The organism is Cellulosilyticum sp., assembly GCF_982396655.1.
In genome coordinates, this window is sequence record NZ_CEVXFV010000020.1 from 1 (window position 1) to 14,016 (window position 14,016).

Sequence of the window (14,016 nt, forward strand, 5' to 3'; positions counted from 1 at the left end):
AGTCAATTCTACTTATTATCTAGGAAAGTAGAACTTTCCTAGATAATAAAAAAAGGGGCTAGGCCCCTTTTCACTTTTATTAAAGTGTAATTTTTGGATTCTTTTTAGAAGGTCTATAAAGTACAATCTTTTTCCCAATAATTTGTACTGTGATAGATTTAGTACGTTCACTTAACATACCCGCCATATCTCTTGGGTCTTCTAAACAGTTTTGAAGCACACTGATTTTAACAATTTCTCTTGCTTCTAAAGCTAAGTCAATTGCTTCTGTAATTTCTGGTGTTAAACCATTTTTCCCAATTTGGAAGATTGGTTCAATTTTTTGAGCTAACGATTTTAAATAAGCTCTTTGTTTACTTGTAATGGTCATAAGTCCATTCCTTTCTGCTATTTATAATAGTCAAATTCAAGATCATAAATGTTAACTGTATCGCCTTCTGCAATACCAGCTTCTTCTAATGCATCAATAATGCCTTTTTCACGTAAGTATTTTTGGAAGAATGCAAATCCTTGTTCTGTATCCATAGCTGTGTAACCAAGCATACGCTGAATAGCTGTACCTTCTACAGTATAGTAACCATCAAAGAGTTTTTTAACTTCAAATGGACCATCTGGCATTGTACTTACTTCTTCAAACTCAGGTTCGAAGACAATATTCTGTTCTGGTACTGTTGCAAGGAGCTCTGCTACATCTTTTAATAAGTCTTGTAAGTTATCATTCGCAGCTGCTGAAATAGGAACAACTTTAATTCCTTGTGGTTCAAACTCTGCTTTTAGACGTGCAAGATTTTCTTCACATCCCCCTACATCAATTTTATTTGCCGCAATAATTTGTGGTTTATCTTCTAAAATACTTGGATTATAAAGCGCGATTTCTTTTTGAATAGTGTAAATATCTTCTACTGGATCTCTGCCTTCTGTTCCTGCTGCATCTACAACATGTAAAAGTACTTTTGTGCGTTCTACGTGTCTTAAGAAGTCATGTCCTAAACCAACACCTTCTGCAGCCCCTTCAATAAGTCCTGGAATATCTGCCATAACAAACTGTTTACCATATTGATTTGTGACAACACCAAGATTAGGTGCAAGTGTTGTAAAATGGTAGTTTGCAATTTTGGGTTGTGCATTACTTACCATAGATAAAAGTGTAGATTTTCCTACGTTTGGATAACCTACAAGTCCTACATCCGCAATCATCTTAAGTTCTAAAGTAATCCAGTATTCTTTAGCTGGCATTCCTTTTTCTGCATAACGAGGTGCTTGTCTTGTAGCTGTGGCAAAGTGTTGATTTCCTCTACCTCCACGACCACCTCTGAAAAGAATTTCTCTTTGTCCTGTGGCATGTAAGTCTGTAATAACGTGTCCTGTTTCAGCTTCTCGAATAACCGTTCCTTGTGGTACTTTTATCACAAGATCTTCTGCATCTTTACCATGACAACGTTTTTTACCACCTTCTTCACCATCTTTTGCTTTAAAGTGACGTTGGTGTCTAAATTTCATTAATGTATTTAACCCTGAATCTACTTCAAAAATAATGTGGCCACCACGACCACCATCGCCGCCATCTGGCCCCCCATTGGGTACATATTTCTCTCTTCTAAAAGAAACGTGTCCATCGCCGCCTTTTCCCGATCTAACAAATATCTTCACTTTATCTACAAACATTTATTTCACTCCCTTCATGATGATAGTTTGTACATTTTCTAGCTATTTCATCATGCCATGCCATGTATTCTTATGAAATAAAAATCTATATATATAGTTATATATAGATTTCAATATAAATATATAAAAAAGAAGGTTTCAAACCAATCGTTGAAACCTTCCTCTAGTCAATTATGCTTCTTGTGCAACTGGATATACAGAAACTTGTTTTTTGTCTCTGCCTTTGCGTTCGAACTTAACTGTACCATCAACTAATGCGAATAAAGTGTCGTCTCCGCCACGTCCTACATTAAGTCCTGGATGAATTTTAGTTCCTCTTTGACGGTATAAAATGTTACCAGCTTTAACAAATTGTCCATCTGCTCTTTTAGCACCAAGACGTTTTGATTCTGAGTCACGACCGTTTTTAGTAGATCCTACCCCTTTTTTATGAGCAAAGAACTGAAGGTCTAAACGTAACATATATTTCACCTCCTAGTGTTTTTGGATTTGAATGTATTTTTCTCCGTACATTTCTCTAACAGTCTCAAGACCGTTAATCATGCTTTTAATTAAAAGCTCAGCATCTGGGTTAAACTCTCCTGACTTACGCCCTGGGAATTCAATATCCATCAAACCTCGCTCATTATCTACCTGGCGTGCCTTAATAGGTTCGCTTGTAAATAGTTCTATTGAGTTGACTGTGTTTATGACGAGCATACTAACTGCTGCACAAACAATGTCCTCTCCATGTTCAGCATAACCTGCATGTCCATCAAGCATAATTCGATAAACATGTAAATCACGCTGATAAAGTTTCACCTTTATCATAGCTAGGAATTAAGCTTCAATAGCTGTGATTGTAACTTTTGTAAATGGTTGACGATGACCACGTTTTTTGTGGTAACCTTTTTTAGCTTTGTATTTGTAAACGATGATTTTTTTAGCTTTACCGTCACCTACAACGTCAGCTTTTACTGTTGCCCCATTAACGAATGGCGCACCAACTGTGAAAGAATCTTCTTTACCAACAGCTAAAACTTTGTCAAAAACAACTGTTTCACCAGCAGCAACGTTTAATTTTTCAACTACAACGCTGTCACCAACTTTAACATTATATTGTTTTCCACCTGTTTCAATAATTGCGTACATGTGTACACCTCCTTATTCCGAAAACTCGCCGAATACGGTACTGCAAGCAGTTTAAAACCTCTTCGTGCGGCTTAAGCACTTAAGTATTCTAACATGGGGCATACGGGTTGTCAACACCTATTTAGAATAAAATTGACATAAAAACATGTCTTTTGATATTTTTTCCATTTTTTCAAAGGTTAATTGAATATTATAAGCAGATTCCAACTTGTTTTTCAGGCTATATTTTCCTATTTCATGAAGGAGCTGACTTGTGCACTGAATCACCAATTGCTTTTGAATCGTATGCGTTACCACATGTTTAATCTGTTTCTCCATTAAGAAGAGCTCATACATCATATTATTTTGACTATAAGGATGTCCACATACATCGCATGGCGCTAAGAGCTTATGGTGCAAACTTGCATATTTACCTGTACGTGAAAATTGCAAAAGTCCTAATTCTGTAAGGGGATAAACCTTTGTACGGCTATCACCATACATTTTTAAAAGCTTCTTAGCCATTTCATAAACAGCTATTTTATCTTCTTCTTCCTTCATTTCTACTAAATCAATAATAATAATACCTGCTAAGTTTCTTCTTAAAATCTGTAAAACACTTTCTTTTGTCGCTAATAGATTAAGATCAAGCACTGCCTTTCGTGGATTTTTAGTTAAAACAGCTTTTGCACTATTTACATCAATAATCGTCATAGCTTCTGTATAGTCCACTACAAGATTTCCACCATTTTTAAGCCATATTTTACGGCTTGTTAAATGCGTCAACTGTTTTTGTATATCATAATTAATAAACATCTCATCCTTTTCGTCCACTAAAATCAGTTTCACCTGCTGCGTTACACCGTATTCTTCAAGTAAGCTTTCAATTTCTGTTAAAAGCTTTTGATGATTACAGACAATCTCAATTTCATCTTCACTGTTTAGCTCATCATTTATGACTTGTGCATATAATGGTGGTTCCTTATAAAGCACACTACCTCTTGAAAGAAAATCTTTGGTAGCCATAAACTGATTTGCCTTTTCTATCAGCTGTTTAGCATCGCGCTCTATTTGCTCTTTAGTGGCTTCCTGTGCCCCAGTGCGTACAATAAAACCATAATCAGACTTTTGAGCTTTACTGACTTCTCCTAAAACTTCTTTAAGCTGTGTTCTTTTAGCATTGTCTCTAATCTTTTTAGAAATATTGATACCTGTTTCAAAAGGGAGACACACAAGGAATCTCCCTTTCAAACTAATCTTACCTGTTAATTTATGGCCCTTTTTACCTACATTTTGTTTAACAACCTGTACAGGCAATCTACTGCCTGGGTGAAGTTTTGTATGATAACACTCTGGAATTTGTTTGATGTGTAAAAGTCCATTTTTATCACTGCCATAATTTACAAACACAGCTTTTAAATTTTTAACCACTTGTTCAATTTGTCCGATGACAACTTGATTTTGCATATCTTCTTCTAAATGAGATTCTACATAAAAGTTTGTCCACTCACCTTCTTGAAGCACTGCAATACGTGTCATTAAAAGTTGTTGTTCAATAAGTATCTGTTTTTTCATTACTCTCGCCCAAATGTATCAAGTGGAATGTAAGTATCGCCGTCTGCTGTATACATTTCCTTTCTTGTCACTCGTATTTCATACTCAGCTACTTCACCTTCTAAAAGTGCTTTTACGAAAAGATCTGGATTTAAGTTACTACTGCTTCCAGCTAAAACATGCATATCAATTAAGATACCTTCTTCTTTTTCACACACATTACACTCTAAAAGCATGGGTTTAAGATCTACAGGACGAATACCTGCTTTTCCTTTTTTCATGATTACAAGACTATCCGCTGCAAGTTTATTTTGAATAAGTTCTAAAGTAACTCCTTCTGTTTTTTGAATAAGTACTTCGTAATCTGCTGCTTGCACAAGGCTCATAAGTGAATCACTTTTATCTCCTATCTTAAAAGCATCTTCAATATGAATGCCATTAACAAGTACTGCATTAAGATTATCTTTCACTACTGTAGGGTCAACATCTATAGCTGTCACAATTTCCATATAATCTCCCATACTTTGTACACCAACACCAAGTGGTAATGCAAAGTATACTAGAGAGTGTGGGCTAAATCCTTGTGAGTAGGCTACAGGTACATTTGCTACCTTTACCGCTCTTTGGAATAAACGCATTGTATCTAAATGTCCTACAAACTTAACTGGACCTGTTTTGCTAAACTTTAATCTAATTCTCATGACAAATTCCCTTTCCAAATCGACTTGCGCCACAACCTGAACATTTTTCCGCACAGTTTGGTGTTGTTGCTGCTTGTTTTGCTAATTCGTTTTCACGCATTAAGAAACGTTTTGTAACACCAATATCAATGTGGTCCCAAGGCAATACTTCATCATAGCTACGTTCTCTTGCTGCATAAAAATCAAAGCTTACCCCTGTTTCACGAGCTGCTTCACACCATGCTTCATAGCTAAAATGTTCACTCCAGCTATCAAATGTACAACCTTTTTTAAAGGCACTATAAATAAAGTCACCTACACGTCTATCCCCTCTTGCAATAACAGCTTCTAATACACTTGTTTCTGCATCATGGTGATTGTATTTGATTTGTTTACGTTTGATCGTATTTTTGAGTAAGTTGTGTTTTCTCTTAAAGCTTTCTTCTGTATCTTGTGGTGCCCATTGGAATGGTGTAAATGGTTTTGGAACGAAGCAAGATGTACTTACCACAAGTTGAAGGCCACCTTGTCTCTTTTCTTTAGGTACTTCATAGTATGTTTGTGCAATTTTTTCCGCAAGTTCTGCAATAGCTGTTACATCACTATCCTCTTCATTAGGAAGTCCTAGCATAAAGTAAAGTTTTACACGGTTCCAACCACCTTCAAAGGCAAGTTTGCAACCATTTAAGATTTCTTCTTCTGTGATATTTTTATTAATTACATCACGCTGTTTTTGTGATCCTGCTTCTGGCGCAAATGTTAAACTGCTTTTACGTACTTCTTGTACTTTTTGCATTAAATCTACTGAGAAGGCATCAACACGTAGTGATGGTAACGATACGTTAACATACTCACTATTGCAAAGATCTAAAAGTTCATTTGAGAAGTTTTCTAAATCTTTATAATCACTTGTACTTAAAGAAGCTAATGAAATTTCTTCATAACCTGTTGATTTTAATAATTTTTTAGCATGTCCAATTAATACTTCTTTGCTTTTTTGTCTAACAGGTCGATAAATCATACCTGCTTGGCAGAAACGACATCCTCGAATGCATCCTCTAAACATTTCAAGTGTCACACGGTCATGTACCGCACGAATCCATGGTACTACTTGTGCACTTGGATAAAAAACATTATCTACATCTTCTACGATTACTTTTTTAATCGTTGCTGGTGCTTCTTGGTGAAGGCTTACGCGCTCTTTTATTGTACCGTCTTCGTTGTAAACAATATCATAGAATTTAGGTACATAAATCCCTGGCATTTTTAAGATTTCCACCAAGAATTCTTCTTTTGACTTGCCACTTGCACGCCATGCTTTATAACGGTCCATAAGTTCATCATACATTACTTCACCTTCCCCAATGTAGAAGATATCTACAAAAGGCGCTAATGGCTCTGGATTATACGCACAAGGACCACCGGCAATAATAAATGGATCTTCTTCTGTTCTATCTTTAGCAAATACAGGAATATTGCTAAGTTCTAACATATTTAAAATATTTGTATAGCTCATCTCATATTGAAGTGTGAACATAACAAAGTCAAACTCTTTTAATGGACTTTTAGACTCAAGGCCATAAAGCGGTATGTTTTTCTCACGCATGATTTTTTCCATATCAAGCCATGGTGCAAATACACGTTCACACCATAAGTCTTCACGTCTATTAAAGAAATGATATAAAATCTGCATACCTAAATGGCTCATCCCTACTTCATAAACATCTGGGAAGCAAAAAGCAATACGTACCATTTCTTCTGTCACTTCTTTATTATAACTATTAAGCTCACCACCAATATAACGGGCTGGCTTATCTACCTTATTTAATATTGAATCTGATAAATCTATTTTTGTCATTAGTTCCTCCGGTATTGCAAGCCCCTAAGGGGTTACATTTTTATATTTTTGCATCATGCTCTCTAAATTCTCTCCCACCTCTACAAGCTCCTCGGCAGTTAAGTCATGGCGAATCTCCTGACGCAATTTCAACTGTAATTCTTCTGTATTTTTGACATTTTGTATAATTAAAATACCTAATAATATAATCGCACAAAAAAAAGCTTCTATCCAAATATAACTGACTTGCCGTCTTTGTTTGCTTTCTGAGGTTGTATCTAACTTATCAGCTTCACTTAGTATCCCTTGTGCTTTGTCCTCTAAGCTTGCCTCCAAATATGGGCTTACATCTATTTCATCATTGTTACTATGGGCTTCATTATACCTACGTTCATCTTCTTCATGCCTTATACTTAGTTCTTCTTTATTATAATTCACAAGCGGCATCTCATAAGAATTACTCTCTTCTTGTGCCTGCTTATTTCTTATTTTCACATGTTCCATATTAATCACTCCATTATTCTTAGGGTATAGATTTTAATTTGATTAATTGTTTCTATAATATATGGGACAAGTTACTACTTTATGCCAAACTTACATAATGATTTTAAAAATTTAGATGCTTAACTTGCAAAATAAAAAAGACTTTTTAAAAAGTCTTTTTTATCTCATAACCTCACGCCAGCTTAAGTCACCACGTTCAAGAGCTTTAACTAATAGCTCTGCAGTTGCTAAGTTTGTAGCAATTGGTATATTATGAATATCACATAAACGTTCAATACTACCTAAATCAGGTTCATGTGGTTTTTGTGATACAGGATCTCTTAAGAAAATAACCATATCAATTTGGTTATGTGCAATTTGTGCACCAAGTTGCTGTGCACCGCCTAAATGACCTGCTAAATACTTATAAATATTTAAATTTGTAGCCTCTTCTACAAGTCGCCCTGTAGTTCCAGTAGCATATAAAGTATGTTTCGTTAAGATATGTCTATATGCTATTGTAAAATTTTCCATTAATTTTTTCTTTGCATCATGTGCAATTAATGCTACGTTCACTTTACAACCTCCCTTAAAACAAAGTTTCTTCTCTGCTCATCGCAACATTCAAAACTAGTCCCATTCCAATCATATTTGCCCATAAAGCGCTACCACCATAACTAATAAATGGAATAGGTACACCTGTATTTGGTAATAAGTCTGTTACAACGCCAATGTTTACAAAAGCCTGTACTGCAATCATTCCAAAATAACCTACTACAATAAATTTGCCTAAATCATCAGGTGCCCGCATTGCAATAAACAGTCCTCGTCCTATAAAGAGTAATAATAACGTAATTAAACCAAGGACTCCTATAAATCCAAACTCCTCGCCTATAACTGCCATAATAAAGTCATTATGTGATTCAGGTAAATAATTCAGCTGACTAATAGATCCATTATATAAACCTTTACCCTTAAGTCCTCCTGACCCTATAGCATGTACAGCACGGTCTGTTTGATAACTATCTGACTGACTGTCACCACCATTAACCATATTTACAATACGTTTACGTTGATAATCTTCAATAAGTTTCTGATCTGGATTATTTACAATATATACGAAAGCTGTTGTTACTACTAAGATGCCTACCACCACCGTTGTGGCAATATATTTGAAGTTTAACTTTGTTACAAATAATTGTATCACTAAAATAGCTAATATGACAAGACTAGTCGACAAATTTGGCTGCCTATTTACCAAAATAAATGGTACAAAAGCAACGCCTCCAATCACTAAAACTGGCCATAATAAATTAATACGTTTATTATACTTTGCAATAAGCTTTGCATTGCATAATATAACTGTAATCTTAGCAAACTCAGAGGGTTGAAGCTGAATAGGTCCAATTTTAATCCATCTTGCAGCCCCATTTACTTCATGTCCAAACAAAATAACTGCTAACAGTAAGACTATCGTTACACCATAAATAATCATATACCAATTACCTATAAAGTGATAGTCAAACGACATAACAATAATCATGAGGATGAACCCTACAGCAAAATATATAATTTGCATCCGCACAACATCTATATTTCCTGAATAGGCCGTGGCACTATTAATTGCTAAAATCCCTACGCCAACGAGAGACATCAGCAGCAAAATCAGATACCAATCTATTCTTTTAAACAGCTCTTTAATTTGCATTTTTAGTTAATGTTATCCTTTCTTTAAGCAAATAAGGCATCCCTTATTTAACCTTTTTAAGATTCTTAATTGGAATATTGGCAGATAAAATTGGTGCTTTCTTACCACCTTCTTCATATTCCATATTTGAAATCTGTATATTGAGTTCCTCTGTGTCAATATCCACATATTTAGAAATCACCTCTAAAATATCGGCACGCATCATTTCTAATAACTCTGTGGAACAGTTCATACGGTCATGGATTAAAACCAACTTTAGTCGGTCTTTTGCCACATCACTTGATTTATTATTCTTTTTTCCAAACAAACTACTCAAATCTAGCCTCCCCACTGCCTTCACCCTCTTTTTTTAGTTTCCAAATCCGAAAACTCTTTTGATTTTATCCACAAAGTTATGACTTGTATTTAAGTCAATATAAGCAACTTCTTCTCCTAAAACACGCCTTGCAATATTTCTAAAGGCTTTCCCGGCTAGTGATGTACCTTCAGCTGTAGCTGGTTCACCCTTATTAGTGGTAATAACAATATTTTCATCATCTGGCACAACGCCAATAAGCTCAATCGCTAGGAATCCGACAACATCTTCTACTGCCATCATATCTCCGCGTTTTACCATATGCATACGCACACGGTTAATAATAAGATGCATATGTGAAACACCATTAGATTCTAAAAGTCCAATAATACGGTCCGCATCTCTTACAGCTGATACCTCTGGTGTTGTTACAATAAGGGCACGATCTGCTCCTGCTATAGCATTTTTAAAACCTTGTTCAATACCTGCTGGGCAGTCTACTAAAATATAATCAAAATCTTCTCTTAAAGTATCACAGAGTTTTTTCATCTGTTCTGGACTTACTGCATTTTTATCTCTTGTTTGTGCAGCGGGTAATAAGTACAATCCATCAAAACGCTTATCTTTAATTAACGCTTGATTTAGTCTACATCTTCCTTCTACAACATCTACAAGATCACATACAATGCGATTTTCAAGTCCCATAACAACATCTAAATTTCTAAGCCCGATATCTGCATCAATTAATACTACACGTTTACCTTGTAATGCTAACGCTGTTCCAACATTGGCTGAGGTTGTCGTTTTTCCAACCCCGCCTTTACCTGAGGTAATTACAATTACTTCACTCATCTTAAGTCCCCCGTTACGTTTTTAATTTTATTTTAACATATGATTCAATGTTTTTGAATCTATTTGATTCATATAAATTTGATTATCTTGTAAATAAGCAATAAGCGGACCATTTTGGCCTTCTCTATAAAGATTTTCGATTTCACCTTCAGGTGCCTTTGCAATCACATCTCTTATGCCAATTTGAATAGGTGTCATTGCATTACTTACGATAAAAGGATGCGGTACCTTCTTGTCAAGTCCTGCACATACTTTGCCTTTAAGTGCACCAAGTATAATGACATTTCCACCTGCACTAATAAGCCCACCAGGGTTTACATCGCCCACAACAACTACATTGCCTTTATATTCAATATGATGTCCTGAACGTACAATACCATAATGGAAGTGTGTCATCGAGCCCTCAAAGCTTCGTAGCTGCTCCCTTACCCACATCATTTCTGTTTGTTCCTTTTCTTCCTCACCTTCAAAAGGGTGAATAAAAGAAATATGAATACTTTCTTGGCGCGTTAAAATACTTAAAAGTTGTTCTTGTTCTCGTTCATTTAACCTTCTTCCCTTGAAACGTATACTCACCTTTGAACCCTTAAAAAATCTCTTTGATTCTTCTAGTTTCATTATAAAATGTTGTAACACTGTTTCAAAGTCTGCTAAATGGTCAATATAAACGATAATACCATCTGCAGTTCCTTTAAAAACAACAAGATTTTCCTCCCTCATGTCTTCCCCCTCATTCCATCCATGTATTTGCTAAGGTGATACTCTCTTGTTTGTTTTGTAATCCAAAATAGCTAAGTAACATATCATTAGCAATTAGCGAACTATATCTACCTAGTCCATCTGCATTATAAATTGCCACAATGAGCGCAACCTCTGGTTTTTCATACGGTGCAAATGCCACGATATAACTATGCTCATGACTTCCTTCCTCTGCCGTTCCTGTTTTAGCAGCTACTTGCATTGGAAGATTATCAAATTGCCCTTTTGCGGTTCCCTTTTCACCGACTGTAACAGATAGCATACCTTCTTGCACAGCCTGAATATTAGAAGATGCAATGCCTAATGGCTCACCTTTTTTTGCAGTTTCATTTTTAACAACTTTAAGTGATTCCAACGTTTCGCCATTTCCTAATGCTGCTACATAACGTAGCACCTGTAATGGTGAAAAGGCATTATACCCTTGACCAATAGCTGTTCGAACAGTTATACCTTCTGTCCAATCTAATTCTACACCATTTAGTAAGTTACTGACAATTATATTTAACAATTTTTGTCTAAGTTTTAATAGAAGTTTTTCGCGCAGTTCATTTTCTTGACGATTTAGACTCTTTATTGTCTCATTTAGTCTATTTACCTCTTCACTTTTATCGCTCATTCGTATCATCTTACGATATGCCTTTGTCAATGCTTTTTCATATGCATCTAACAATGTATCGCTAGAAATTTTTGAAAGGCTCTCATTTAGTGCTATATCTAGATTTTTTCCCGTAGCTTCATCAATAATATTTAAAAACACAGCATTTGCCTTTTCTGCACGTTTTGTAAGGTCTTCTTCTCCTAAAATTTCTGAGATACATCTTTCACTTATTGCTGACCTCTCACTTCCAATATATTGAGACAAACTGGTATAAACTTCATTTAACAACGCTTCATCCTCTGCTTCCAAGATTTCTTGAATTACAGGTACTAAATCCTCATTTAAACTCTCCTCATAAGCCTTATTAACTTCTTCGGAAGAAGTTAGCTCTTCCTCACCTATTTGCAGCTGCTTTCTTAAGTTTATTATATCTTGTTCAACATATTGTCTCTTAGTCGTTTCATCTAATTGTGCTAAGTTATTTATAAGCCCACTTATTTTAGTTGTGACAACCACTTCTGGAATAGAGGCACAAGGCATTTCTTCTTCTAACTCAATACCCGTCTTTTCAGTAAGTCCTAATTTTTTCATATACTTACTAAGCAACACTATACCATCTGATGTATTTCCTAGTCGATGTGCTACTTCATAAAAATAATAATTACATGACATTCCTATAGCATCTACTAAGTTTAATGGACCATGTCCTACGCCATAATTTGTATAATACCAGCACTTAGGATAAGGTTTTCCTGCTTCCTTATAAATCCCTGTGTCTTCAATAATAGTATCCTTTGTAATACAACCTTCTTCTAAACCTGCTAATGCCGTTAACATCTTAAAAGTAGAACCTGGTGCTTTCAAAGTTTTAAGAGAACGTTGCCATAATAAACTTCTAGCATCATTACTTACTTCATTCCAGTAATCATTAAATCCTTGAACCATTTTATTGTTATCATAGGAAGGATAATCAACTAAACTTAATACCTCTCCGCTTTTTACATCTACCATAGCTGCCACTACACTAAATGGGTCTATCGCCATTTGACCTGGTGTAATCACACCCTCTTCAAGCTGATTGATAAATAGCTGCGTAAGATCCAATGTGCCTTCTTCTTCTAGCTGTTTCACAGTCTCTTCATTTAATTGCAGTACCCCTTGTTCCGCTAAAGCTAAAATTACTTCATGTATTACTTCATCTTCATTTGAAGCATCATTTAACCAGTCTACTAGCAATTCTTCTTCCTTGACCTTAGTACGCATTAGTGGATCTATCTCATTATATGCCTTTTGTAAACGTTGTTTAATTTTATTTAAATAAAGCGTTTGTTCACCTTGAAAATCCAAATCCAATCCGTGACATGTCACTAGCGATATTAAAAGATCTTTCCCACTAAGATTATAAGTGTCAGTACTTTCTAATTTATAGATTAGTGCCTCACTCAAGCGCGACGCAACTGCCTGATATATATCCTTTTGCAAACTAGCATCAATCGTTAGATAGACATCTTGTCCCTTTACACTCTCGGTTTCACTTATGGTACATATTTCACGTCCCATATTATCAACTTCTATTGTCCGAGTTCCATTTATTCCTCTAAGCTTTTCTTCAAGGCTTTTTTCAATACCCACTTGCCCCATAACATCAGATAAACCATAACCTTTATCTTTTAACGCTTTATACTGACTACCTGTTAAAGGTTTTGTATAACCTAAAATATTACTTGTTATACTTCCTAAAGGATAATAACGCTCAGGCTTAGTATACACAACTAAATTAGGTAAGCTTTCATCATTCTCTTTCAAAAAACTTATTGTTTGATCTGATAAGTTTCTTGCTAAAACAACATCTTCATATTGCTTATAGCTAGAGCTATAAATTTGGCTACGTAAAGCAATGAGTTGACGCACCTTAGTAGCTTTTAAATTACTTGGTATCTGAAAAGCTTCTTTCAAATAATTAATCAGTTCTTCTGCTGTATAAGTGAGTAGTACTTTACGCTCGGCTTCATTGGTATATGGAATTTGATAAGTATATTGATTTAAACTAGTTTGATCTTCTGTATATTCAAAGGGTTCATTTAAGGAAATAGGGACTTCGTCTACTAAAGTATCTCCATTTTTTTCAAGTAGGTCTATAAGTTGTAATAAAAGTGTATTCAGTTGCTTGTCACTAAGTTTAATGTTAGATGTGTAATATAAATTATTTGTCGTTTGATTCACCGCAAGCGGCTCACCATATCGGTCATAAACTTCTCCTCGCTGTGCAGTTGTTTCTATTGTGCGCTGCGTACTTGCCCGTACATTCTCTGCATACGTTTCATATTCAATAATTTGCAGCTTATAAAATCTAGCAATAAGTCCACCAAAACTTATCATGCAAACTATTCCAATGCCCAAAATTCGCAGGTTATTTCCTGCTCTTTGAGAGCAAAAAGGGAGTAGCTTGCTTAACTTATTATGCATGGCTACTCC

The 14,016-nt window shown here is 35.3% G+C and carries 15 protein-coding genes; all 15 read right to left on the bottom strand.

All coding sequences use genetic code 11. The features are described from left to right. Window positions 1-79: 79 nt before the first annotated feature. The 15 genes from yhbY to AC1VAQ_RS10190 all read right to left on the bottom strand — a co-directional run bounded on the left by yhbY (window position 80) and on the right by AC1VAQ_RS10190 (window position 14,007). Window positions 80-364: a ribosome assembly RNA-binding protein YhbY gene (yhbY, locus tag AC1VAQ_RS10120; RefSeq protein ID WP_479903876.1), complete on the bottom strand. Its 285-nt coding sequence runs from the start codon at window positions 362-364 to the stop codon at window positions 80-82. 23 nt (window positions 365-387) lie between these two features. Next, a complete protein-coding gene (obgE, locus tag AC1VAQ_RS10125; protein ID WP_302599288.1) occupies window positions 388-1,665 on the bottom strand; it encodes a GTPase ObgE in 1,278 nt (425 codons plus the stop codon). A gap of 171 nt (window positions 1,666-1,836) precedes the next feature. Then, on the bottom strand, window positions 1,837-2,127 hold the full coding sequence (rpmA, locus tag AC1VAQ_RS10130; RefSeq protein WP_054742381.1) for a 50S ribosomal protein L27: 291 nt from the start codon (window positions 2,125-2,127) through the stop codon (window positions 1,837-1,839). Window positions 2,128-2,139: 12 nt separating this feature from the next. Continuing rightward, complete coding sequence (locus AC1VAQ_RS10135) at window positions 2,140-2,475, bottom strand: ribosomal-processing cysteine protease Prp (protein ID WP_302599291.1); 336 nt, start codon at window positions 2,473-2,475, stop codon at window positions 2,140-2,142. Window positions 2,476-2,484: 9 nt separating this feature from the next. Continuing rightward, window positions 2,485-2,796, bottom strand: a complete 312-nt coding sequence (rplU, locus tag AC1VAQ_RS10140) for a 50S ribosomal protein L21 (protein WP_054742383.1) — start codon at window positions 2,794-2,796, stop codon at window positions 2,485-2,487. A 117-nt stretch (window positions 2,797-2,913) separates the two neighbouring features. Continuing rightward, on the bottom strand, window positions 2,914-4,350 hold the full coding sequence (locus AC1VAQ_RS10145) for a ribonuclease E/G (RefSeq protein ID WP_302599292.1): 1,437 nt from the start codon (window positions 4,348-4,350) through the stop codon (window positions 2,914-2,916). Beyond that, entirely contained in the window at window positions 4,350-5,030 is a 681-nt protein-coding gene (locus AC1VAQ_RS10150; protein WP_302599294.1) for a TIGR03936 family radical SAM-associated protein, read from the bottom strand. The genes AC1VAQ_RS10145 and AC1VAQ_RS10150 overlap by 1 nt, the downstream gene beginning before the upstream one ends. Beyond that, on the bottom strand, window positions 5,020-6,867 hold the full coding sequence (locus tag AC1VAQ_RS10155; protein ID WP_302599296.1) for a TIGR03960 family B12-binding radical SAM protein: 1,848 nt from the start codon (window positions 6,865-6,867) through the stop codon (window positions 5,020-5,022). The genes AC1VAQ_RS10150 and AC1VAQ_RS10155 overlap by 11 nt, the downstream gene beginning before the upstream one ends. A gap of 24 nt (window positions 6,868-6,891) precedes the next feature. Next, complete coding sequence (locus tag AC1VAQ_RS10160; protein ID WP_302599297.1) at window positions 6,892-7,350, bottom strand: hypothetical protein; 459 nt, start codon at window positions 7,348-7,350, stop codon at window positions 6,892-6,894. 159 nt (window positions 7,351-7,509) lie between these two features. Beyond that, complete coding sequence (gene mgsA / locus AC1VAQ_RS10165; protein ID WP_054742393.1) at window positions 7,510-7,905, bottom strand: methylglyoxal synthase; 396 nt, start codon at window positions 7,903-7,905, stop codon at window positions 7,510-7,512. A gap of 13 nt (window positions 7,906-7,918) precedes the next feature. After that, the gene (gene rodA / locus AC1VAQ_RS10170) at window positions 7,919-9,037 is read right to left on the bottom strand and encodes a rod shape-determining protein RodA (protein ID WP_479903867.1); all 1,119 of its coding nucleotides are present in this window, start codon (window positions 9,035-9,037) and stop codon (window positions 7,919-7,921) included. A gap of 43 nt (window positions 9,038-9,080) precedes the next feature. Then, on the bottom strand, window positions 9,081-9,368 hold the full coding sequence (minE, locus tag AC1VAQ_RS10175) for a cell division topological specificity factor MinE (protein ID WP_302599300.1): 288 nt from the start codon (window positions 9,366-9,368) through the stop codon (window positions 9,081-9,083). Window positions 9,369-9,386: 18 nt separating this feature from the next. Next, window positions 9,387-10,184, bottom strand: a complete 798-nt coding sequence (gene minD / locus AC1VAQ_RS10180) for a septum site-determining protein MinD (RefSeq protein ID WP_302599301.1) — start codon at window positions 10,182-10,184, stop codon at window positions 9,387-9,389. 27 nt (window positions 10,185-10,211) lie between these two features. Then, entirely contained in the window at window positions 10,212-10,904 is a 693-nt protein-coding gene (locus AC1VAQ_RS10185) for a septum site-determining protein MinC (protein ID WP_302599302.1), read from the bottom strand. A 10-nt stretch (window positions 10,905-10,914) separates the two neighbouring features. Further along, window positions 10,915-14,007: a penicillin-binding transpeptidase domain-containing protein gene (locus AC1VAQ_RS10190; RefSeq protein ID WP_303244130.1), complete on the bottom strand. Its 3,093-nt coding sequence runs from the start codon at window positions 14,005-14,007 to the stop codon at window positions 10,915-10,917. Between the last annotated feature and the right edge of the window lie 9 nt (window positions 14,008-14,016).